Source organism: Fibrobacter sp. UWH5, from assembly GCF_900142505.1.
In the GTDB taxonomy this organism is placed as follows: domain Bacteria; phylum Fibrobacterota; class Fibrobacteria; order Fibrobacterales; family Fibrobacteraceae; genus Fibrobacter.
In genome coordinates this window covers 145532-169150 of sequence record NZ_FRBB01000004.1, presented here as the reverse complement: position 1 = coordinate 169150, position 23619 = coordinate 145532, and the positions used below count along the sequence as shown (strand labels likewise).

At 48.5% G+C, this 23619-nt stretch carries 22 protein-coding genes; 17 read left to right on the top strand and 5 right to left on the bottom strand.

The window, feature by feature from the left end:
- Positions 1 to 172: 172 nt before the first annotated feature.
- The gene (locus BUB38_RS05765) at positions 173 to 2446 is read left to right on the top strand and encodes an aconitate hydratase (RefSeq protein WP_073158359.1); all 2274 of its coding nucleotides are present in this window, start codon (positions 173 to 175) and stop codon (positions 2444 to 2446) included.
- Between the two features lie 712 nt (positions 2447 to 3158).
- A complete protein-coding gene (locus BUB38_RS05755) occupies positions 3159 to 3704 on the top strand; it encodes an LPP20 family lipoprotein (RefSeq protein WP_073158354.1) in 546 nt (181 codons plus the stop codon).
- Between the two features lie 86 nt (positions 3705 to 3790).
- Here the strand turns inward: BUB38_RS05755 and BUB38_RS05750 are convergent, their stop codons facing one another.
- A complete protein-coding gene (locus BUB38_RS05750; protein WP_073158351.1) occupies positions 3791 to 5110 on the bottom strand; it encodes a bifunctional folylpolyglutamate synthase/dihydrofolate synthase in 1320 nt (439 codons plus the stop codon).
- A gap of 65 nt (positions 5111 to 5175) precedes the next feature.
- Between BUB38_RS05750 and BUB38_RS05745 the strand changes: the two genes are divergently transcribed.
- From BUB38_RS05745 to BUB38_RS05735, 3 genes are all read left to right on the top strand, one after another.
- Positions 5176 to 5928, top strand: a complete 753-nt coding sequence (locus BUB38_RS05745; protein ID WP_073158348.1) for an endonuclease — start codon at positions 5176 to 5178, stop codon at positions 5926 to 5928.
- 118 nt (positions 5929 to 6046) lie between these two features.
- The gene (locus tag BUB38_RS05740) at positions 6047 to 9136 is read left to right on the top strand and encodes a glycosyl hydrolase family 28-related protein (RefSeq protein ID WP_073158345.1); all 3090 of its coding nucleotides are present in this window, start codon (positions 6047 to 6049) and stop codon (positions 9134 to 9136) included.
- Positions 9137 to 9145: 9 nt separating this feature from the next.
- Positions 9146 to 10867 carry a hypothetical protein gene (locus tag BUB38_RS05735; RefSeq protein ID WP_073158342.1) on the top strand — a complete coding sequence of 574 codons (1722 nt, stop codon included), beginning with the start codon at positions 9146 to 9148 and terminating at the stop codon, positions 10865 to 10867.
- 6 nt (positions 10868 to 10873) lie between these two features.
- Here the strand turns inward: BUB38_RS05735 and BUB38_RS05730 are convergent, their stop codons facing one another.
- Positions 10874 to 11074, bottom strand: a complete 201-nt coding sequence (locus BUB38_RS05730; RefSeq protein ID WP_073158340.1) for a type II toxin-antitoxin system Phd/YefM family antitoxin — start codon at positions 11072 to 11074, stop codon at positions 10874 to 10876.
- A 51-nt stretch (positions 11075 to 11125) separates the two neighbouring features.
- Between BUB38_RS05730 and xseA the strand changes: the two genes are divergently transcribed.
- Positions 11126 to 12424, top strand: coding sequence for an exodeoxyribonuclease VII large subunit (xseA, locus tag BUB38_RS05725; protein ID WP_073158337.1), 1299 nt, complete (start codon positions 11126 to 11128; stop codon positions 12422 to 12424).
- A 22-nt stretch (positions 12425 to 12446) separates the two neighbouring features.
- Here xseA and BUB38_RS05720 read toward each other — a convergent pair whose 3' ends face one another.
- Complete coding sequence (locus BUB38_RS05720; RefSeq protein WP_073158334.1) at positions 12447 to 12863, bottom strand: type I restriction enzyme HsdR N-terminal domain-containing protein; 417 nt, start codon at positions 12861 to 12863, stop codon at positions 12447 to 12449.
- A gap of 606 nt (positions 12864 to 13469) precedes the next feature.
- Between BUB38_RS05720 and BUB38_RS05710 the strand changes: the two genes are divergently transcribed.
- The 3 genes from BUB38_RS05710 (at position 13470) to BUB38_RS05700 (ending at position 15891) form a co-directional block, all read left to right on the top strand.
- Positions 13470 to 14774, top strand: coding sequence for a pyridoxal phosphate-dependent aminotransferase (locus BUB38_RS05710; RefSeq protein WP_073158328.1), 1305 nt, complete (start codon positions 13470 to 13472; stop codon positions 14772 to 14774).
- Between the two features lie 219 nt (positions 14775 to 14993).
- The gene (locus BUB38_RS05705; RefSeq protein ID WP_073158326.1) at positions 14994 to 15212 is read left to right on the top strand and encodes an ATP-binding cassette domain-containing protein; all 219 of its coding nucleotides are present in this window, start codon (positions 14994 to 14996) and stop codon (positions 15210 to 15212) included.
- 127 nt (positions 15213 to 15339) lie between these two features.
- Positions 15340 to 15891 carry an ATP-binding cassette domain-containing protein gene (locus BUB38_RS05700; RefSeq protein ID WP_073158323.1) on the top strand — a complete coding sequence of 184 codons (552 nt, stop codon included), beginning with the start codon at positions 15340 to 15342 and terminating at the stop codon, positions 15889 to 15891.
- Here the strand turns inward: BUB38_RS05700 and BUB38_RS05695 are convergent.
- Positions 15857 to 16552 (bottom strand): hypothetical protein, encoded by a 696-nt coding sequence (locus tag BUB38_RS05695; protein ID WP_139258277.1) that lies wholly within the window; start codon positions 16550 to 16552, stop codon positions 15857 to 15859. The genes BUB38_RS05700 and BUB38_RS05695 overlap by 35 nt on opposite strands.
- Before the next feature lie 271 nt (positions 16553 to 16823).
- Complete coding sequence (locus BUB38_RS05690) at positions 16824 to 17120, bottom strand: hypothetical protein (protein WP_073158317.1); 297 nt, start codon at positions 17118 to 17120, stop codon at positions 16824 to 16826.
- A 407-nt stretch (positions 17121 to 17527) separates the two neighbouring features.
- On the opposite strand from BUB38_RS05690, the gene BUB38_RS16600 reads away from it, so the two are divergent.
- The 8 genes from BUB38_RS16600 (at position 17528) to BUB38_RS05655 (ending at position 23617) form a co-directional block, all read left to right on the top strand.
- The gene (locus BUB38_RS16600) at positions 17528 to 18037 is read left to right on the top strand and encodes a hypothetical protein (RefSeq protein WP_217650866.1); all 510 of its coding nucleotides are present in this window, start codon (positions 17528 to 17530) and stop codon (positions 18035 to 18037) included.
- Positions 18038 to 18164: 127 nt separating this feature from the next.
- A complete protein-coding gene (locus BUB38_RS05680; protein ID WP_073158314.1) occupies positions 18165 to 18437 on the top strand; it encodes a UPF0175 family protein in 273 nt (90 codons plus the stop codon).
- Positions 18438 to 18547: 110 nt separating this feature from the next.
- Complete coding sequence (locus tag BUB38_RS05675) at positions 18548 to 18817, top strand: PIN domain-containing protein (RefSeq protein ID WP_139258275.1); 270 nt, start codon at positions 18548 to 18550, stop codon at positions 18815 to 18817.
- A gap of 381 nt (positions 18818 to 19198) precedes the next feature.
- The gene (rhuM, locus tag BUB38_RS05670) at positions 19199 to 20074 is read left to right on the top strand and encodes a RhuM family protein (RefSeq protein WP_073158309.1); all 876 of its coding nucleotides are present in this window, start codon (positions 19199 to 19201) and stop codon (positions 20072 to 20074) included.
- 41 nt (positions 20075 to 20115) lie between these two features.
- Entirely contained in the window at positions 20116 to 20349 is a 234-nt protein-coding gene (locus BUB38_RS16740) for a hypothetical protein (protein ID WP_254793766.1), read from the top strand.
- Positions 20286 to 20825 (top strand): Rpn family recombination-promoting nuclease/putative transposase, encoded by a 540-nt coding sequence (locus BUB38_RS05665; protein WP_254794881.1) that lies wholly within the window; start codon positions 20286 to 20288, stop codon positions 20823 to 20825. The genes BUB38_RS16740 and BUB38_RS05665 overlap by 64 nt, the downstream gene beginning before the upstream one ends.
- Positions 20826 to 20854: 29 nt before the next feature.
- The gene (locus BUB38_RS16275) at positions 20855 to 21022 is read left to right on the top strand and encodes a hypothetical protein (RefSeq protein ID WP_175547644.1); all 168 of its coding nucleotides are present in this window, start codon (positions 20855 to 20857) and stop codon (positions 21020 to 21022) included.
- Positions 21023 to 21532: 510 nt separating this feature from the next.
- Positions 21533 to 23617 carry an FISUMP domain-containing protein gene (locus BUB38_RS05655; protein WP_083541958.1) on the top strand — a complete coding sequence of 695 codons (2085 nt, stop codon included), beginning with the start codon at positions 21533 to 21535 and terminating at the stop codon, positions 23615 to 23617.
- Positions 23618 to 23619: the final 2 nt, after the last annotated feature.

The window sequence follows — 23619 nt, the reverse complement described above, 5'->3', positions numbered from 1 at the left end:
GCTTGGCATAAATTTTGCAAGATTTTTCTAGATTTTTAGCCGAAAAATCTAAACACAAAACCACCATAGCAGTGAGTTATGAGTAGTGAGTGATGAGTTTAAGTTAGGCGCCCTCGGTGCGACTATTTAGCTCACAACTCAAGACTCGTAGCTGATAGCTTCAGGAGACACTATGCTTTTCAATTTCGACATGATCCAGAAGGTCTATGCCAAGATGCCAGCCCGCGTTGACGGCGCCCGCAAGCTCCTTGGCCGCCCCCTCACCCTTGCAGAAAAGATTCTCTACACCCATTTGATCGACGGTGCAGAATCCAAGCAGTATGTTCGTGGTACTGATTTTGCCGAATTTAACCCGGACCGCGTTGCCATGCAGGACGCAACCGCCCAGATGGCACTCCTCCAGTTTACAACTGCTGGAAAATCCAAGGTCGCTGTTCCAAGTTCTGTACATTGCGACCACTTGATCATCGCCAAGGAAGGTGTAGAAGTCGACCTTCCCAAGGCAAAGCAGGACAGCAAGGAAGTGTATGACTTCCTCCAGTCCGTTTCTGCAAAGTATGGCATTGACTGCTGGCTCCCGGGCGCAGGCATTATTCACCAGGTGGTTCTCGAAAACTACGCATTCCCGGGTGGTATGATGATCGGTACCGACTCCCACACTGTGAACGCAGGTGGCCTCGGCATGCTGGCTATCGGTGTTGGCGGTGCTGACGCTGTGGATGCCATGGTTGGCCTCCCCTGGGAATTGAAGTACCCGAAGATGATCGGTGTGAAGCTCACCGGTAAGCTCCAGGGCTTCGCCACAGCTAAGGACATCATCCTGAAGCTCGCTGGCATCCTCACCGTTAAGGGCGGCACCAACGCTATTATTGAATACTTCGGCGAAGGCGCTCGCAGCCTCTCCGCTACCGGCAAGGCAACCATCGCCAACATGGGTGCAGAAGTGGGCGCAACCTGCTCCACCTTCAGCTACGATGATTCCATGAGCCGTTACCTCAAGGTCACCGGCCGTGCAGAAGTTGCCGAAGCCGCCGACAAGATCGCTTCTTACCTCCAGGCTGACCCGGAAGTTGAAGCTGAACCGGAAAAGTACTTCGACCGCGTTGTGGAAATCGACCTTTCCACTCTCGTTCCCCACTACAACGGTCCCTTCAGCCCGGACCGCGCATTCGCTGTTACCGACATGGCCGAATCCATCAAGGCTACGGTCGCCAAGCCGGAATCCACTCCGGTTGTTTCTGCAGCCCTCATCGGTTCCTGCACCAACTCCAGCTACGAAGACCTCTTCATGGCTGCAAGCATGATCAAGCAGGCACTGGCTAAGGGTCTTACCCCCAAGTGCCCGCTCATCATCAACCCGGGTTCCGAACAGGTCCGCTACACTGCAGAACGCGACGGTCTCATCGATCTGTTCAAGCAGTTTGGTGCCACCATCATGACCAACGCCTGCGGTCCTTGCATTGGCCGTTGGGACCGTGCAGGTGCCGACAAGAAGGAACTGAACACCATCGTTCACTCCTTCAACCGTAACTTTGCAAAGCGCGCCGATGGCAACCCGAATACCCACGCCTTCGTAGCTTCCCCGCTGATGGCTGTGATCGCCGCCCTCTCTGGCGACATCCGCTTCAACCCCATGACCGACACTCTCACCAACATGGAAGGCAAGGCTGTGAAGCTGGATCCTCCTGAAAAGTGCGAACTCCCGGTCAACGGCTTCGAAGTGAAGGACGCAGGCTTCCAGGCTCCGGCAGAAGATGGTTCCTCCATCACCGTGACCATCAATCCGGAAAGTAAGCGCCTCCAGGCTCTGGCTCCGTTTGCAGCATGGGATGGCAAGGACATCATGAGCGCTCCGATCCTGATCAAGGCCAAGGGCAAGTGCACCACCGACCACATTTCCATGGCTGGTCCGTGGCTCAACTACCGCGGTCACCTGGAAAACATTTCCAACAACATGCTCATCGGTGCTGTGAACGCATTCAACGGCGAAACCAACAAGGTTCTCTGCCAGTGCGGCGAATACAAGGAAGTTCCGGAACTTGCCAAGGTTTACAAGAACAAGGGCATCGGCTCCATCGTTATCGGTGACGAAAACTATGGTGAAGGCTCCAGCCGCGAACACGCCGCTATGGAACCCCGCTTCCTGGGCGTCAAGGCCGTGATCGTGAAGAGCTTCGCCCGTATTCACGAAACCAACCTGAAGAAGCAGGGCATGCTGGCCCTCACCTTCGCAAATCCTGCCGACTACGACAAGATTCAGGAACAGGACGTGTTCGACATTATCGGTCTTACCGAATTTGCTCCGGGCAAGCCTCTGACCCTCGCTATCCACCACAAGGATGGCTCTGAAGAAAAGATCCAGCTGAACCACACCTACAACGAACAGCAGTGGGCATGGTTCAAGGCAGGCTCCGCCCTGAACTTGATCAAGCTGAACAACAAGTAAGCCGAGCGCAGCGCGGTGCTCCCGTGCGTCCATAAAAATTCAAGAGTCATTTCCTTAGGGAAATGGCTCTTATTTTTTTACAAATCAGCATTACTTTACTTATATATATTAATGAAGATAAGCAACCCTTTCTACAGTTTCTATGCAATCTTTTTTGCATTGGCGATGTTAAATGCCCCCCCCGACAACAATGGCGGATGCAAGCAAAACGGGATCTACGCAGGCAAGACACGGCTACCAGCCATAGGAACACCAAGCCCCCTCGAAACATAACAAGCACCCCCAAAGATAATGGAATCTATTCTTTAGAGAACGCCCAAAAAATTCTTCCCAATTTTTACGGGCTGCGTTTCCGCGGAAGTCAAAGCGAAACCAATTGCAACACAAGCAAAACAAAACGCACCGAGCAGGAATTTGATGTTCTGCTTATGGGCTTCTGCGAAAAAAAACGATCCCGGTAGCCCACTACTGCGTACACGAAGGAAAAAAGCCTGCCCTACAACGGACCGAAGTTTTTGAATGGATTACTGTAAAAGTAAATAACCCACTTAAAAGGCCTAAATACGTCAAAAAAGCCCAAAAAGAACGTGCAGAACCACATCTTTGCAGTTTTTTTTGGCCATATCTTGACCGAATAATTTAATTATCATATTTTTGTTACAAAGTTTGACATCGCAGTCAAAAACCACGTTTTTGCAAGGAGATTATTAAAATGAAAAAGTTTTTTGTCGCCGCATTGTCTGTTGCAGCTCTTTTGATTGGTTGTTCCAGCACTCCCCAGCAGAAAGCAGCAAGCGCCATGACCGAAATGCAGAACCTCAAGACCAAGTACATCAAGTCTGAACACAAGATTGCTGGCCTCGGTAAGGGCGTATCCTCTGACGAACAGGTTGCATACGAAAAGGCAGACCAGAATGCCCGCGTTGACCTGGCTCGCGCTGTGGACATTCAGGTCAAGGCAATCACCAAGAACTTCAAGGAACAAGTTGACGTCGAAGGAAAGGAAGCCCTGGTGGAACACTTCCAGACCACTTCCAAGACCAAGATCGACACCCACCTGAACGGCGCTACCTTTACCGATGTGAAGGTTGAAGTTTCCGAAGACGGTAAGTTCAACGTATATGGAGTGATGGTCCTGGACGTAAACCTGGTTGACGAACTGATTGCTTCCATGAAGGAACGTAACGACAAGCTGGATGAAGCCACTGTGCAGAAGGTTCGCGCCCTGGCAGAAAAGTCCTACGCAGAACTGGACTAATCCTTTAGGTTTAAAAGTCTAAATTCAAAAGCCTTGCAGTTTATCTGCAAGGCTTTTTTCATAGGCTTACCTAAATAATAAAAGAATTAACGATGCTCGTTGGTCGTAGGTTCAAGACCGCGGAAGAACGCCAGGCCATCACAGTCATTCTTTAGTGCCTGCACACATTCGCCAATCATGTAGAGACTCCCCGTAATCAGCACGGGAGCCGCATCATCAGCAGAAGCAGCTGCGCTCACCTGATCCAGGAACTCACGAGAAAGTAAGCCCTCACTGGCCACATTCAAACCGAGCCCGGCAAGAAGTTCACGCAGGTCATCCAGTTCTCTAAACCTAGGATAAGGTGTCTTAGTAATATGCCAATGACTTACATGGGGTGCCATCAGCTTCAGCATTTCACCAACATCCTTGTCTTTCAGTGCTCCAAAAACACAATGGAACTTCTGCCCCGGATAATACTGCGACAGCGTTTCCACCAGGCGTTTAACGGCATGGGAATTGTGAGCTCCATCCAAGATGAAACGCACCTGACCATTTGAGTCTGACAGGGTCTGCATACGACCAGCCCAGCTGCGGGTCGCCAAGGTTCGTACCGCCAGAGCATCATCAAAAGCCATGCGTCCAGCCATTGAATTGCAGAACATCTTCGCCGCCATCATCGACAGGCTGGCATTTTCCACATAATGACGTCCAAGATTCGGAAGCACAATGTCTCCACGGATTTCAGGCACGGCTAAAGTGGCACCACGATTTTCGGCAAATAGACGAGCCTCTGCCAAAAGTTCCTGCGACAAGCCTCCAACTACAAATGTCTTTCCGGGAAGGTCGCCCTCCCCCAGCACAGCCATCTTTTCTTTCAAGATTGCCGATTCCGTTGTCCCGAGAACCTCCGTATGTTCTAGACCGATGCTGGTCACCACGGCAATATCGCCCTCGGCAACGGCAGTGCTATCCAGTCGACCGCCCATACCCGCTTCCAGAACAACAACATCTATTTTCTGTTCCGCATAATAGAGGAATGCCACAAGCGTAAGCACTTCAAAGAAGGTGGGTTCGATTACCACTTCCGCGGCACCGGCGTTAATGGACTCTGCAGCAGACTTTACCTTCAGAAGCAGGCGATCCAGATCTTCGGCACCAATGGGCAAATCGTTTATGCGAATACGCTCCTGCAAACTCACCAAATGAGGGCTGGTATACAAGCCCGTTCTATAGCCATGGGCCTGAAGGATTCCCGCCAGATAGAAACTGGTAGAGCCCTTGCCGTTAGTACCCACCACATGGATGGTCTTAAACTTTTCCTGAGGGTTGCCTAAGGCCTCGCAAAGTCTACGAGTCGATTCGAGCCCCGGCATCATCCCGAACATCAGTCGGGAATTCAAGTATTCCATACCTGCGTTTTGCATGCGCCAAATTTAAAAATTAATGTACCTTTATAGCACATCCATTTTTTATATCGAGTATTCTTTATATGTCCAGAAAAAAAGCGGGAGCACGCCATTTTTTTACGTTTATACTGCTGGCCGTAATTTGCGGTCTAGCCATAATTGCCCAGGCCAAGGTCGATCCGGAGGCCAAACCCAGGCATTATAATTACCGCGAAGCAGGCAAGCAGATGCGCCGCATCTATTATGGGGAACTGCAGGAAACCCTGTACTGCGGCTGTCGATACCTAGACAAGAAAACCGTAGACTTTTCCTCCTGCGATTTCGAGCCCCGCCACAACCCCAACCGCAAAAGCCTGAAACGCGCCCACTCCATCGAATGGGAACACATCGTGACCGCCCACAACATGGGCCACTTTCTCCCCTGCTGGAAAGATGGGGGCCGCAAGAACTGCAGCGCCAACGATTCCACATTCAAGATCATGGAAGGGGACCTTCATAACCTCTACCCGGCCATCGGCGAAGTGAACGGGGACCGCAACAACTTCATGTACAGCCAGTGGACCAACAATCCCGAACCCATGTACGGCAAGTGCAAGACCATCGTCGACTTCAAGGAGAAAAAAGCCCAGCCTAGAGAGGAAGCGAGAGGCATTATTGCACGAGTCAGTTTCTACATGGAAAAGACTTATGGGATTAATTTGTCTAAACAAGACCGCAAACTTTTTGAAGCCTGGGACAAAATGTACCCGGTCACAGAAAAAGAATGCGAAAGAGACCGTCGAATCTTCAAAGTCCAGGGCGACCACAACCCATTCGTCTACGAAAAATGCCGGTAAAGCCTAAACATTGTATGTTTTTGGTAAGAAATACTCCATTTTGAGCCTTCCTTAAATAGGTGTTTTTTTTACTTATGTAAATTTCTAGTTATATTGTATAACATACGAGGTTTTAAGTATGTGTAGAGGTTTTAGGTTTATTCTGGCGGTTTCCGCCCTATTTGCAAGCAATATTTTTGCCCAGGTGGAATTTCCCCTGGGTTCCAAGGTCATCAACGTCACCAAGGATCCGTATCACGCCAAGGCCGACGGCAAGACCGACGACACCGAAGCCATTCAGAAGGCATTGAACGACCATCCGGATGGAGACTACATCATCTATCTCCCCCATGGCATCTATAAAATTACCGACCAGCTGGTTTGGCCCACCACAGAAAAGGCAGAAAATTCCAGCAGACGAACTATTCTTCAAGGTCAGAGCATCGGCGGAACCATTCTCCAGTTAGCTGATAGTACCTACGGCTTTGACAATCCGGACTTCCCCAAGGCAGCCATTAACACGGGTATGGGTCCCGAACCCAGAATCCGTAACGCCATCCGCGATATGACCATCCGTACCGGCAAGGGCAACCCCGGCGCCATCGGTATCCAGTTCAACGCCTCCAACCAGGGCGCCATCAACAATGTAAAGATTTACTCCGGCGACTCTACCGGTGTGTATGGTATTGACCTGGGCTTTAGCGAAGGCGTTGGTCCCCTGCTCCTGAAGAACGTGGAAATCCGCGGTTTCCAGGTCGGCGTTTACGCCAAGGGCGAACAGGGAACGGTCACCATGGAACACGTCACCCTGGGCGGACAGACCAAGTACGGTCTGGAAAATGAAGACATGAACCTGGCAATTAGAGCCCTACGTTTCAAGGGATATGTTCCTGCAGTCTACAACCACGGCCCTTATGCCATCATGAGCCTTGTAGACGGAACCCTGGAGTTTGACAACGAACAGAAGAAGGGCAAGCCCACAACCGCAATCAAGAACGAAAGCGAACTGTTCGCAAGATCCATGAAGGTCAGCCGTTTCAAGACCATGCTGACCTCCAAGAAAAAAGGCGTCATGGACGCCCTGTCTAACAGCGAAATCATTGAATTTACCACTCAGGAAAGCCGCCAGCTCTGCCATAGTCCCAAGCAGACTATGCGTGTTGCCGTGGCAGAAACCCCCAACTACGCAGAACAGAAGGCCGATAACTGGATTACCATCGCAGGCGACTACGGTGGACGCTCCAATACCGGTTCCGATGACTCCAAGGCCATTCAGGAAGCCATTGATGACGGTGCAGAAACTCTGTACTTCCCCCCGGGAGGCCGCTGGACCATCAACCGTGACATTTATATTCGTAACCGAATCCGCAGAATTATCGGTATCGAAGGTCGAATCGACGGCAAGGGCAAGTTCATCGTAGAAAACGGAGCCTTCAATGAGTTGACCATCGAACGATTCTCTGAATTCGGTAGCGGCATCATCCAGAAGTCCACCCGAAGCATTTTGATCAAGAACACCATGCTCCGTTCTCTGGAAACCGATGAACACGGCCGAGGCGACTTCTTCCTGGAAGACGTGGCTGTTGGAACAATCCAGCTGAACCACAACCAGAAGTTGTGGGGCCGTCAGGTTACCATGATGGGCGACACCAAGGGTCCCAAGATTACCAACAATGGCGGTACAATCTGGATTTTAGGTCTTACTGCCAAGAAGGGTAACACCATCCTTCAGAACTTCAACAAGGGTTCCGCAGAACTGATCGGCGTGCAGGTGGTGGATAGCGACAAGGCCAAGGACCGCCCCATGTTCATCAATGACAACGCAGGCCTTTCTATTGTTGGCCTCCGTGAAACATTGACTCGAGGCAATCCCTTCCACAAGGTTATCGAGGAATCTCGACAGGGATCTGCAATCAAGTCCCTCCTGGGCACAGAACTTTCCCGAACCGAAAGCGGCGGTGCATTGTTGCCCGTGTTTGTGGGCTATGCTCCTAAGCAGGGTTCCAACGAAAAACCCATCGCCAAGATCCCCGACGAATTGCTGATTGTTCAGCCGAACCGCATCCGCGTTACCGGCACGATTATCGATGACGGCCGTGGCGACGGTCTTTGCGAAGTGCCGGTCCACTGGAAAAAAGGCGCCGGTCCGGGTAAGATTATTTTCTCTGACAGTTCCGCATACGAAACCGACATTTCCTTTACGGCAAGTGGACGTTACAATGTGATTTTCTCTGGCGATGACGGTTACCAGATTGGATACGATACCGCAAAGGTTTACGTGTTCGACAAGCGCTACACCACTCTCGACAACGATGGAGACAACATCCCCAGCGGTCGCGGTGCAGCCACCTGGATTTCTGAATTCGACAACTATAGCCCCCACAACACAGACCCAGAACTGCGAGCTTCAAACACCGCCGGTTCCGTGGGAAAGATTTACCTCAAGTTCGACCTTTCCGCATTGCCCGGTCCTCTGTTTGACGCAGCCCTTAAGTTGGAATTCGATCCAGCAACCGTGGACTCCATCAAGAAACCCATGCAACTGAACATCTTTGGTCTCAAGGAAACTGGAAAGGACATGAAGTTCGGCGACCAGAAGCTAGGCGTTGACTGGCCCGACTACGAACTTACCTGGGAAAACGCTCCCGCCAACCTTCCCCAGCCCGGTGGTCAATTCAACATCCGCAAGAATTCTGGTGGCGGTGTCGACACCAAGTATGCAGACTTCCTTGGCATTATCACCTTGAATCCCAAGGCTCCTCTTGGTGCATTCCTCCGTACACCTACACTTACAGAATTCTTCAAGCGCAAGCATCCTTCCAACCTGTACACCTTGATCCTAACCGCAGTCGACACCAACGACGTCGTTCTTCCGTCTCATAACGCTGGCAAAAACTTTGCTCCGTCCCTGATGGTCGGCTACTTCGACAACACCAAGTCCGTAGGTGGTGACGCCATGGATGGTGGTTATACCTTGACCAAGGTCGTTGTAGATATTTATACTCTCGAATGCAGCTTTGACTTGACCGTCGGTTACCCGCAGTTTGTTCAAATTGAAATCTTGAACGAATTCGGCAAACGTATGCTTACCGTTGCCGCCCGCGAACTGGACGGCGAAAAGAAGACCACGATCAAATTCAAGGCAAAGGCCTTCCCCACCGGCAAGTACGTTCTTAAGGTGGTTGGCGAAGCATTCTCTGCCGAACAGAAATTCTATATCTTGAACTAGGGAACAATTATGAGCATCAAGAACATCTTTACTCTAGGACTTAAGTTAGCCGCCATTGCCGGCACCACTTGTCTCCTTTTCGCATGCGGAGACGATTCCAGTTCCAATTCAGAACCGGAAGAATTCGGTTATGTACCTTCCAGTTCATCCATCAGCACCCGAGCCGACATCGACTACGGTGACACTATCGTTTTGAACAAGAAGATGGACTTGAACATCGAACTGATCAAGGATACAGCCGATGCAAAAGACAGTAGCGAAATCTACATCGACAGTCTCGCCACAAAAGTTCCTCTGTACATCGGTGAACTCACCCGAGGCAGCCGCATCAGAGTCAAGGCTTCCGTGGCAAACATTGCCAGCGAAAAAATCCGCATTAGAAGCGAATACGGCGAAGCACTGAAGGCTCTTACGGCAATTCCTCGTAACGATGCCCATCGTGATTCCATTTATGACAACTACATGGTACCCAGTCTGGGAACAAAGCCGGACTCCACCTATAGGGACTCCAACCAGTTTGTCGTATTCACCCCCAACCACTACTACCTGGAAATCGAGGGTGAATTCACGAACGAATCTACGGCACGTCTTTTTGTTCAGATTGACACATCCTATTACAAATACACCGGCGAAAACGATTCCGTTTCCATGGAAATGAGCGACACCTTGCGTGGCATCATCCTTATGGGTGATGACGCTCCCGAAAACATCACGATTGATTTCGCCGCCAGCGAAGGCCACAGCCTGAACCTGACCACCGAAGGAACCAACCTGAACAAGTGCGAACTTTTCGAAAACGATTCCCTACTGAGCGAAGCCGTATCCGAAATCGACACCATGATGATTCCCAACGACACCACAAGCTGGTCTCTGAAGATCACTCCGGAAACTTTCTCCAGCGTGTGGAGCGGTCCTTTCGCATTCTTTACCACAACCACCCGTTCCCGCGAACTCGAAAAGGGCGAATACTTCGCCAACCCGGATTCCATCAAGTATCCTGGCGAAACCTTCCAGACGGACCGTCCCAAGGATCTCCCCGAAGCAGAAATCTACCGTTACAACCTGCGTCAGGAACAGTTCGTTTGGATTGGTAATTACGAGAAGGGCGATTCCCTGATGGTAAAGCACTGGATAGCAAACTACAGTGAAGACAATTTCAACAGCCCCTCCACCTGCGAAATCCTGAACAAGGACAAGAAAGTGGTCGCCTCCATCAGCTGCACCTATGGTGGGGAACTGAAGGTTCCTGCAAAGGGACCCTACTACCTGCACTACCTGCGTCTGAATTCCTACGCCCTTTCCGGTGTATCGGATTCCCTGAAATACGTGCTGCAGCTTTTCGTGATGGTTCAGCAGCCCGGCCTTCTGAAGAGCATGAACTTCTACGACCTCGAAAAGGATGAACCAATGACTCTCATTAAGAAGTCTGCCGGTTCCGTCCTCCGCTTCAAGGACATTAACAACTTCAACTTCGAAGCAAAGAGTTCCTCCCAGTGGAAGGAAATTGGTTCCGATGTGAGCTGGTTCGTTCCCTGCGAATCCCTGAACTACATCAACCGCGACAACTTGTACCGTTGTAGCGATGATGATGATGAACAGGAAATTTCTTCTGATTACCTGATGATCCAGGAAAGCGGTATTGGAGAAACAGCCAAGATTATTGCCCAGAGCAAGGCTGACCCCTCTATGCGCGACACCCTGAAGATTTCGATCATCAAGGCCGCAGACTAAAAAGGATTATTCTTCCCAAATCTGATTGGGAAGTTTTCCGATATCGCGAAAGTCCAGCTTGCCGGCTGCGGGTGCAGCGACACTCACCAGGCGAGCCAAGGGCTTACCGGCACGTTCAATAACGATCTCTTCGTCCTTAATGGCAACCTGGTTCAACAGGTTGCCAAAATTTTGACGTGCTTCCATTGCAGATACAACTTTTGCCATAGTTCTATAAAAATAAAATTTTGGTCTGCATAAATAATTATATTCTGCCCCATGGCGCAAGAAATCAAGTCCTTTACCGTTACCCAGTACCTGACATCCCTAAAAAAGAGGGTTGAAGAAACCCCTTCTGTATGGGTTCGCGGGGTTATTACCCGAATGACGGTAAAACCCAACATTGTCTACATCAGTATCGCCGACTTTGTGGAAGGAAGTGTCAAGCCCGTTGCCGCCCTGGACTTGACTTGTTTTGCCAGCCGTTTTGCCTACATCCTCGCCAAGATCCAGAGTTTTGAACAACCCTTCGAATTACGGGAAGAATTAAAGGTAAGCTTACAGATTAAAGCAGACCTTTATATTCCCACCGGGAGATTACAAGCCCAGATTCTGGACATTGACCCGGTATACACCGTTGGAGAACTGGCCCTTACAAAGAGTGCCATTCTAAAACGTCTGGCCGTAGAAGGCTTGCTAGAAAAAAACAAGAGTCTGGATCTTGCCGAAATGCCCATGCGCATCGGTTTAATTACCGGCGAAAAGACAGCCGCCTTTAAGGATTTTACATCAAAGCTATCAGACTCCCCTTTCGCATTTAAGGTCATGACCGTTTACGCCAAGATGCAGGGAGAAGAAACAGAAAAGTCGGTATTGGCTGCGCTTGAAAAACTTGCCCGCGAGCCTTCTCTCGATGTAGTTTGCATCGTCCGTGGAGGAGGTTCTAAAACAGACCTGAATTACTTTGATAGCGAAGCACTCTGCCGAGCGGTAGCGAACTACCACATTCCCGTTTTCACCGGCATCGGCCACGAAATTGATAAAAGTTTGCTGGACGAGGTGGCCTACCAAAGTTGCATCACGCCTACAGATACCGCCAAGCGCATTATTGACCGAGTCAATGATGGCTGGAACAAAATGCTTGTAGCCGCCCAAAATGTAGCCATCGGCGCCAAGGACGCAATCCTTCGGGAAAACCAGACCTTGGCCAATGCAGGTGCCCGCCTACAGCAAAAAGTAACAGCTAAAATTCAGAACGAAAAAACAAAGTTAGCCGTTTGCGGAAGCAATTTAAAACGAGACCTGAATTACATCATTCGAGACGAGAGTGCCCGACTGGACCGAAACACAGAAGGTTTAAAACAAGGATCCCGCAAAATTCTTGACCTCGCCAAATCCAAATTTACTCTATCCGAAGTACGTGTAAAAGCGGCAGACCCGGCAACCACCTTAGCCAAGGGATATTCCCTCACTCTGGACGCCGCAGGTAAGTTTATACGTAACGCAAGTCAGTTAAAAGCTGGCGACAAGATGACCACTCGCCTTCGCGACGGAGAAGTCACCTCCGTGGTGCAGTGACATCAAAATCAAGAACAGCCACTTATTGGAATATTGGCAAAGTCTCAATTTTTTCGAAACGTTTTGTTGTTCCGTCTAGCTTAAAATAACGGACCCCATCCCCAAGGGATAGCATCACATAATTGGGAGTCAAAATCTGCAGGTACTTGTTTAACTGCTGCTGTAAAGCAGGCCAGTTGTATTCCCCGGGAGCCTTGCACTCCACCAGAAGCCAAGGTTTGTCTATCGTAGCACCGTCACGGAAGTTATGGACCATAATGTCCACACGGTCGTCCGTCTTCGGATCAACGACATTCAACGAAAACTCTACCGCAATCAAATGTTCCGGAACTTTCACCTGATCCAGCAAATAGCGGATAGTCGCCTGGCGCACGTGTTCTTCGGGCGTTGCGGGAACATCCTTCTTGCGAATTGGGTCATATAAAGTTTCAGAAGCCATGTACAAAATGTAAAAAAAATAGGCAGGCTTTTTTCATTTTTTGGGCTCCACACGCCCGCATTTTGCAGATTTGGAGTCTAATACTACACACAAACTAACAATAAAATTCACTTTAACTGAATCCAATGGGCTCCATATTCACAGCAACTCCCATTTTGGAGTCCATTTCAATGAACGTCCCCTCAAAAGCATTTTATACAAACTAAAAACACAGGCTCCAAATCGGGAAAAAACTTAATTTGGAGTCCAATTTTCCCCAAAAAAAGACTTTTTATGCCTTGACTTACATAAAATCCAGAAGTATATTTTTGGACATGAAAATGATTCTTGAACAGAACATCATCGCAGCAGCGATTGCGGCGGGCGCGGCGGAAGCACGAGCCTGTGTTGAATCATACGCGACTGTTCAGGAATTGTAAAGGTCTGTACGCAACCAACTGGTGAAACAGATAAAAGGATTTCAAAAGGGCAGTCCCGCAAGGACGGCTCTTTTTATTTTAGCCAATTTTAAACCAAAAACAACAAACAAGGAAATTTCAAAATCATTTTTTATCTATTATTAAGCGGTAAATTATTTGAATTTTCAATACGATACAGGAGTATAAAATGAGAAAGCGTTTGCTTACCGAAGGTGCCAAGGAACTGTCTTACGAAATTCGTGAGATCGTTAAGAAGGCGAACCTCCTGAAAACGCTGGGCATGCCGAAGATCCACTGGGAAAACATCGGCGACCCCATTGAAAAGAAGTGCCAGGTCCCTGAATGGATCAAGGACATCGTTGTGGACCTTTCCAAGGAAAACCGTTCCTATGGTTACTGCCCGTCCAAGGGTATGCTGGAAACCCGCGAATTCATCGTGAAGGAAACCAACAAGCTGGGCGGTGCCCAGATTACCGTTGACGACATCCTGTTCTTCAACGGCCTCGGTGATGCAATCGCCACATTGTACAGCCTCCTGTCCATGACCACCCGTATCATTGGACCGTCTCCTGCATACAGCACCCACAGCTCTGCAGAAGCAGCACATGCACACTCTGCTCCTATCACCTACAGCATGAAGCCGGAAAACCACTGGTATCCGGACCTGGAAGAACTTGAAAACAAGGTGAAGTACAACCCCTCCATCGCAGGCATCCTGATTCTGAATCCGGACAATCCCACTGGCATGGTCTATCCTCTTGAAATTCTCCAGAAGATCGTTGATATCGCAAAGCGTTACAACCTGTTCATCATCTGCGACGAAATCTACAACAAGATTACCTACAATGGAGCAAAGGCTTACGCTCTGGCCGAATACATCGGCGACGTTCCGGCTATCGCTCTGAAGGGTATCTCCAAGGAATATCCGTGGCCGGGCGCACGTTGCGGCTGGGCTGAATACTACAACCGCGACAAGGACGAACAGTTCGACGCCTTCTGCCGCGCTCTTGACAACGCCAAGATGGTTGAAGTCTGCTCCACCACACTCCCCCAGATGACCATTCCTCGCGTGCTGGGCGATCCTCGCTTCATGGAACACCGCCAGGCTCTGAACGAAAAGATTGGCCGTCGTAGCGCTATTATTAACGAAATCCTTTCCGACATTCCGGAACTGTATTTCAACCCCACTTACGGTGCATTCTACAACACCATCATCTTCCGTGAAGGTGTTCTGAACAACCACCAGAGCCTGAAGATCGACAATCCGCAGATCAAGGCCAAGGTTGAAGAATGGTGCTCCAAGACCGAAAATCTGGACTACCGCTTCGTGTACTATCTGTTGGGCGCAAAGGGTATCTGCGTGGTGCCCAGCACCAGTTTCTGCACAGACCTCAAGGGCTTCCGCGTGACGCTGCTTGAAGAAGACGAAGCAGAACTGCGCAGCGTGTTCACCACCATCCACGACGCCATCATCGAGTACCTGCATAGTTAGCAGGTCGCCTTGCAAAGCAAGGCTTCGAGGTTCGAGGTCGGCCTACGGCCTTCGAGGTATGAGTTTTATTAATGACGCCAAAGGCGTTTCATTATAAGTCGCGTAGCGACATGCTCAGACCTCAAGGCGAGCTTCGCGAGTGCCCTCGTACCTCATACCTCTATGAAATCTTTCGATCTTCAGGTCAAGAACGTTTCCAAGAGCTTCGGCTAAAAGGCCGTGCTCGAGGGAATTGACGTATTCATCAAGGACGGCCAGTTCGTGACTTTGTTTGGTCCTTCCGGTTGCGGAAAGACCACGCTCCTTCGCATTATCGCAGGCTTCGAAAAGGCCGACGCAGGCGAAGTGATTCTCAGTGGCGAAGTCATTTCCAACAAGTCTCCGGCACACCGCCCCATCAACACGGTGTTCCAGAGTTACGCCCTGTTCCCCATCTGAACGTTTTTAACAACATCGCTTTCGGCCTCAAGAGTCATAAGGTTCCTTAGGACGAAATCGAGAAGCGCGTAAACGCCATGATGGAAATGGTGAACATCACCGACCTGAAAAACGAAATGCCCGCGCCTTGGTGAACGAGCCCGACATTCTGTTGCTGGACGAACCCCTCAGCGCGTTTGATGCAAACCTCCGCAAGAAACTCCAGGTGGAACTGAAGGAAGTCCAGAAGAAGACGGGCACTACCTTCATCATGGTGACCCACGACCAGGACGAAGCCATCGCCGTAAGCGACCGCGTGCTGGTGATGTACAAGGGAGCCATCGTACAGGATGGCACTCCCGAAGATGTTTACGAACATCCGGTGAACCGCTTTGTGGCCACCTTCATGGGCGAGTGCAATATTCTGGAATGCAAGCGTGCTTCCGATGACAAGGTAACTTGTGCATTCGGTGAACTGATTGCAGAACTGCCCGGCGTCGGTAACGCAGAAAGCCACAAGCTTCGTGTGATGACCGACCCCGACGAAATCTACAACCCAGGCGACCTCGTCAAAAGCCCTTGCAAATTTTCCTTAAGTAATTTTCCCATAAAAAGAAAAAGTCCCGCACAAAGTGCGGGACATTTTTCCTTAAGAAGTAAAAGAACTACTTACCAATCTTTGCGGCGGCTTTTTTCTTAAAACCTTCCACAGCCTTGTTGACTGCAGCCCTATACACATCCACGGTACCACTGGCCTTCATGTCAACGCCACCATTGCTATAGCGGGCATAGTCATCACCTTCAAACTGATCCCATCCGCGATCAGAATAAAGGATCATATTACCGGACTTGTCAACCAAGGCCACATCCACACGGACAATCGGAGTCACGCGATTCATCAATTTGGTCATCATCCCTTTTTCGTAGGCAAACTGAAAATCCGCAATAGCGATAGCATCGACATCAAGCTTTTCACAAAGTTCGCCAACCGGCTTTAGAATAAAATCTTCCACCTTCGTGTTATTCACATAGTAATGACCAGATGGAACAATGTAGTTGTAAGGAAGCGGCATCATGCCAGTCGGGGTAACATAACGCGTTTTTTTGGCATTATGGATCTTGTCCATGTGAAGATGGTTTTCGGCATTTTCAATAGCCTCAGCAGTCTTTTGAATTGCATCGCTTGCAAAGAAAGCTTTCACATCTTCGCTATTGAGTGTTTCTTCAAAAGGAACGACTGTCCATCCATCGATGCTACTTAATGCCTTATGCAATTCATTTGCACCATGAGTTACGATGGTCACCTGTTCTTCGGTAAAGTATTCAACATTATCCTTGATAATGCCACCGACAAATGACATCAACGTTTCCTTTTTTTCTTTAAACTCTTCAATGTCAATAAATTCCTCGTTACCAGTAACAGCAAGAATAGCAATCTTCTTTACATTTCCAATATCGGGTTTCTTAACATTAATACCTGCACAAGAGCAAAGCAAAAGCGCTAAACAACAAAACAAAATTATTCTCTTCATGAGAGCTCCTTCAAATATTTTTTTGTTCAAAAATTGCGATTGTCCTCAAGGCAAAAGCCCCGCACAAAAGTGCGGGGCATTTTTACTTAAGAAGTAAAAATTACTTTGCAAGGAAAGTCGGGCATTGCATGCCTTCACCATAGTAATATTCTGTACCGAACATCTTGTCTCCGGTCGGGCATTCAACAGTATAACCTGCCGGGCAGTTTTCAACAAGTTCGGCATTGTCACCCTGACACATTTCTTCAATCATGTCAGCATTTGCGGTACAATTTGTTACCTGACCATTGTACTTGTAAACGCAGGCCTTGGAGCTTGCGCTAGAAGAGGAATCATCGCTACATGCGGTAAACATTGCGGCGACAGCAAATACAGACAGAAGGATAATCTTATTCATTTTTTTCCTTGATAATTGTGATATGGTAGAATATAGCTTAAAAAAGTTTCCAGAACAAGGGATTTACGTTCCTTATTTCTTGTAAAAATTCACGAATTGTCTACGAAAAAAATTCCATATGTATCAGGGTGTAACATATAGAAAAAAAGAAAAAATGCATGGGAAATGAAGGGTGTTTGAAGGAAATATGTTATAGCGGGCGGTCGGGAGTTACTTGGTTCTTTTCTACTATTTGATTGTAAAATAATGAGGAAAACTTTATGAAGTTTGGTTTGTTGAAAGTTTGCAAAGTGAAATTTTTTCGCGCCCCGCCTTGACACCGCCCAAATTTTTGCATAAATTTAGTAGTGAACAAAAGAACACTAATCAAGCCGTCGCTTTTTTAGCCTGTAGCGACCGGAGGAAGAATGGATAGAAAACACGAAGTTGATGTGCCTATAGATGCCATCACAGATTGCCTAACCGAAGCGGAAACCGGCAAAACTTATCCCACGGATTATTATCAGATTACAAAAAAAATTACTGCAAAGACCGCAAAAGAATTGATTCTGGCGGGTTGGCGCTTTGACTGGAGCCTCCCACAAAAGAACGGATTCCAGGTAATAAAGTTATCCCTTAAGGACTCTTCCGTACTTCAGGGACTTATTGCCCTGGCGCATTATCCCGACCTGAAATTCACGCAGATCGACCTTGTAGAGGCAGCCCCTTCAATGTCGGCGCCAATGGCAAATTTCGTGGCGTCGGAGCACACCTTTTTGCAACCCGAATTTTTTGATCAGTTTGGATCCGCCATGAAGGATGGCCGCCTGACAGAACCTTCCAACGGGAAAAACTTTGACTTGCACAAAGCGATTGAACTTTCCCAAAAGCTGGGGCGTCCCCTTAAGGAAAACGAAATCGCTCAATTTGCCGTGTAGCAAAAGCGGTTGAATCCCGCTTTCGCGTTGAAAATATTTGTATTCGATAAAATAGGGCGAAATGGCGTTGGTCCTTCCCTGGAATGCTGTAAAAATGTATATTAGCGGGAAGCGAAGGAGGTCGATTATGGCGACAATAACAATGGAAGTCCCGGAAGACATCATGAATTTCATGGTGTGTGAAAACAAGTGCGATGAGCTCCGTCGCAACGCTTTGTTGCTGTACCCCTTTATCAAGAACGAGACAATCTCGCATGGTCGTGCCGCCGAAATTTTGGGCATTTCCAAGTGGGAACTGATTGAATTGTATGGGAACGAGGGAATCCCGTATATTGACCTGAGCTGGGAAGAAGTTGAACAGGACGCAGGCAATGTGATGGAACTACTTTCCAAGAGGTAGGGATGATTCAAACCCGATTTTTCAAGAGGAAGCCGACAAAGTAAAAAACTGCAGTTTTTCTCAAGAAAGTCTCGATTGCCAATAGCAACACTGTCAATATGCTGATGCGCATGACTGGTTTGGATCTTGGCGAAAGTGAAGCCATCATCTATTCCGACGAAAACAAGAGCGACCTTTTGATTGTTGATGAAGTTCGAGCCAGACATGTGGCCACGACTATGAAATTACGAATATCCGGCACAATTGGCATTTTAACAGCTGCTAATGAAAATGGGCTGTTGAATAAAGAAGATGCGATTGAATGCGCAAGGATTCTTCGATTGTCCAAAAGGCATATCAGCGAGACGCTCTTAAATTCATTTGTTGAAAATTTGAAGTAGAGTTTCGTAATGCAGTCGCGTTAGGCCCCGCAGCCCGCATGGGTGGGAGCTTCGCTCCTTGACATTTCGCCTCAGCAATGGCTATGCAAGCATAGCCGCCGCATTCGGCTCTGGGTCAATCGGACTCGCGCGGCGCTTGCGTCTTGCTGTTGCTTGGAGCGCGAGGCTGAACGAACGACTCGCATCGCGAGTCGATAGCGCAAGAGGGCCGGCCAGCCAGGGCAACGCCCAAAACATAGCCCCCTGTCGCCTATAGTTTGCAAAGTGAAATTTTTTCGCGCCCCGCCTTGACACCGCCAAAACTTTTGTATAAATTTAATAGTGAACAAAAGAACACTAATTGAACCGTCGCTTTTTTAGCCTGTAGCGACCGGAGGAAAAATGTATAAAGCAGTTTCTGCCAATAATGGCGAAAAGAACGAAATCATTGTATATCAGCCGGAAGGTGGCGAGTTTCACATTGAAGTTCGCGTAGAGAATGAAACCGTTTGGCTAAATCGCCAACAAATTTCCCTCTTGTTCGGGCGAGATGTAAAAACAATTGGAAAACACATAAACAACGCATTAAAAGAAGAAGCATGCAATTCAGATGTCGCAAATTTTGCGACAACTGCAGCTGACGGAAAAACATATCAAGTTGAGCATTATGATTTAGATGTTGTTCTGTCTGTTGGTTATCGTGTCAAATCTCCTAATGGCGTTAAATTCCGTCGCTGGGCAAATCAGGTGCTCAAGGAACATTTGCTTAAAGGCGGTTCTGTAAATCAGCGGCTGATTTCTCACGAGAACAAATTGGAAAATCATGATTCTAGGCTTTTGTCCCTCGAAAAGCAAGTCGATTTCTTTGTCAAGGCGAACTTGCCGCCGAGCGAGGGAATACTAAACGCAAAATCCTGGTGGAGCGGTTATGAGTTTGCCGCTCAATTAGTGCGTTCTGCAAAAGAAGAAATCGTCATTATCGATCCGTACGCCGACGATGTCACTCTTTCTTTAGTTGCAAAGAAGGCCGAAGGTATTAAAGCTTTCGTGTATTCGGCTCGCATTAACAGAACCATGAATGAAGAAGCAGCCAGGCTGAATCGGCAGTTCCCGACCGTTGAGCTTCGCAACATGCGTGATGTCCACGACAGGTTTATCATTGTCGATAATACAATTTACCATGTAGGCGCAAGCATCCGCGATTTAGGCAACAAGCTAACCGCATTTTCTGTACTGAGCGCAATCTCAAAGGAACAACTTTTAGAAAGCGTGAAATAAATAACCGTCGCTTTTTTAGCCTGTAGCGACTGGAGGAAAGTATGAACAGAAGCCAATTCTGGGCCATGGCCCGCGATCTCAAGGAACATCCCGAGAATCTCCCCAAGTACCGTGAAATCTATAGGAATGTCTATCCGTTCAGCGATGGCATTTTTAAGATGCTGATGGCGAGCGAAGGCAAGCCAGAGCGAATGAACCCGTGGTCATCGAGGTGCAGCAGAATTTCAACACGCTGTTCATGGACCGTCTGGTTTATTACACATCTCGCATCGTGAATAACCAGGTGAAGAAAAACAAGAGTTACGAGCTGCCGCATATCTATGCGCTTTCTCTGCTTGTGGATGACCAGTTCCCGCTGGAGCCGGACACCTATTTCCATCAGTGCCAGGTAATGCGGAACCGCAAATATCCATTCAAGAAGATTGATGTGTTCCTTGTGGAAATGTCGAAGTTTTTCCGCATGGACGACCGTCTGCAAGAAGAAAATCGCTGGGAAGCCCGTGATGTGTCGCCCCGCGCAGAAATGCTGCGGCTCTTTCGTGATGTGTTGGAAGACAAGACCATCGACGAGGAAAAAGCGGGAAATCTCCTTGACGAAGACTTCGCAAAAGATGTATCTTTTGTGGGGTACACCGATGAACTTTTACTCCTGGTCTTCTTTCGTGAAACTTTAGCGCAACTAAAGTTGCGAAGTTTCATCGAAAAAGACATCCTTCAGCTATCAAGCGGCGAAGCCGCTTTCCCGTGCTAAAGCACGGAGCTTCAAGAGAGGTAGATAACATGACTGACATGCTTTACGAAAAGCAGGGCTCCTACCTGCAGGGAAAGGAAGAAGGTGCTGATGCCAAGAACAAGGAACTCGCCAAGGGTTTCCGCGATGATGGAATTCCGCTGGAAATCATTTCCAAGCGAACAGGCCTCACTCCCGAAGAAATCAAGGCACTGTAAAAGAGGCGCAGTCTCGCACCTGCGTCAAGAGCCGTTCCACATTGCTTTCGCGTTAGGGCTGCAACCACTTAGAGCTTTGCTCTTAGTGGGCCATGGTCCCCTTTAGGGGACCCCGCAGCCCGTATGGGTGGGACGCGCGAGTCGATAGCACAAGGCACCGACCCCGGCGAAGCCGGGGGAACGTCCCTATTTTGAAATCCCGCACCTAACCATTCTCCATTCCAAAGATCCTACCGGCTTAAAATTTTTTTTTAATGATTTTTATTTGTAAACGCAAAACATCTATTTTTTATGCGTTTATAAATGCAAAATGCTCTTCCCTAAAAGAGTTGACATTTTTTTTGAACACATCAAAAAACACCCTATATGTTACAGGGTGTTACATATAGAAAATTTTGCTAAAAATGCGAGGAAAATGAGAGGTATTTTCGAAAAATCGGTAGCTGCGGGCGGTCGGGAGTCGCTTGGTTCTTTTCTATTATTTGGTTGTAAAAGTATGAGGAAATTTTTATGAAGATCAATTGTTTTAAAGCATTGGCTCTTGGGTGCGCAGTACCAATCTTTATGGCACTCGTAGCCTGCGGCGATGATAGCGGTTCTGGTCCATCCAAGGATGGTTCCGAACAGTCAAATCAAGACGTTTTGGATACGGTTCCGCATGAATCCTCGTTTGACAGCCTGAACGTGGGAGAGTTTTACGATTCCAAGAGCGGCAATACCTATGCTTTGGTGCGGTTCAAAACGTACCAGTGGCTCATGAGCGACATTCATTACGATACGTTCTCTGCCGGCCCCATGTGTTACGACCTGGATGATGCGAACTGCGAAAAATTCGGCATGCTCTATCGTGCTACAAAAGCGGAGAAAGCTTGCCCAGAGGGCTTTGAAATTCCATCGGAACAGGATTGGAAAGAGCTGAAAAAATACAGAAGTTCGCTAGACAAGGAACAACAGTTCGGTATGAACGTCAGGAAGGCTGGCTTTTGTTCCGAGGCCGACGACGGTGAACTGAGCTGCCAAATGCAAGGTTCGAAGTCGTTCTACCTGACAGCGAACAATACCGTATTCGTGACAAATGACGGGTTGACCGGTTCCTTTGCGCCTGCCGAGAATAACGGTTTCTATTCGCTACGCTGCATTTCTAGAACCTACATAGTGAAGTCCGTAGAAAACCTCCCTACCTGCGATAGCTCTTCTCAAATGAGCCTCGGAGAATTCTATGTGACGGATGCCCAGAGTAACTACCGCTGCAACGGCTCCTACAAGTGGGTTGACAACTTCAATAGTGATTGCGAACATGTAAGAAAGGGCTACACCTCGGTAGTCAACGACACTACCTACATTTGCAAATATGGTTCCTGGGAAATTGCAGAAATAGATGACGTGGATCTTGAGTGCGGTGCAGCCAATGACGGCTCTACAACGAAGTTCAACGGCGTTGACTATGTTTGCAAAAATGATTCCTGGCGCAAGTTTACCGCTACAGAAATAAAGCTTGGCCTATGCAATGCCGAAACTCTTGGCTTTGTCGGCTCCATTGAAAATGACAATTACTATTGTGATTCTACAGGGTGGCGCAAAGCTTCTTTTGAAGACATTGTAGGGGAATGCAACAAGAAAAAAGAAGGGCTATATATTCCGTACAATGGGGATTATTATGGTTGCAACGATACCGGCTGGGTCCGCCTTTCTGATATTGAAATTGAATTCGGCTTTTGCACAAGCAAGATTGCGGGTGCGCTAGATACGCTAAATGAAGTTATCTATGTGTGCAACGATTCCCTGAGGTGGAGGACGGCAAACCTTGTCGATGTCTATGGCAAGTGCACAGAAACCCGCAACGGAGATTCCGCAACATTCAATGAAAATCGTTATGCCTGCACGGACACTTCTTGGCGCGCGTTTACCACCCTTGAAAAAACTCTTGGCAAAATTTGCTATAGCAAGAGGTTCGGTTCACTGGAGAAGGACGGGTACAACGCCTATTATGTTTGCGATTCTACCGGCTGGCATTCTGCGGGGGCAAGCGACATTTCGAAGGTTCACGGGGAATGTACCGCTGACAGGGCATACGATATTGTTGACTGGACTTCAGGCGGTAACACTTCGCCAACAAGATACTACTGCTCTACAAGCGGCACCTGGTCTGTATCTTCTACGCTAGAACAGAAAATCGGCTTGTGCCAGGCAAGCAACCGTGGCGAATTCAAGGTGTATAACGGCAGTAACTACATGTGCGATTCTACGGGTTGGAGAACCGCTACAGACAAGGATTTCCTTGGAAAGTGCGACAACAGTAACCTGGGTGCGACCAAGAAGTATATCAGCAAGTATTATGGCTGTTCCGAAAAGGGCTGGGTCGTTACTACGGCGCTCAACTGGAGCATCGGGACTATGTGCATGGAAAATTTCGAGGGCGAAACGGCAACCTATGCCGGGGCAAGCATGGTATGCAACGGCAGCAACTGGGTTTTGTCTGGCGACTTGACGCAGGCCCTTGGCGCATGCGATGAAATAAACTATAGAAAGCTTGTTAATGGGCTAGACGGCCAGCGCTATTTCTGCAACGGAACGTCATGGGCTATTTCGAAGTAAGG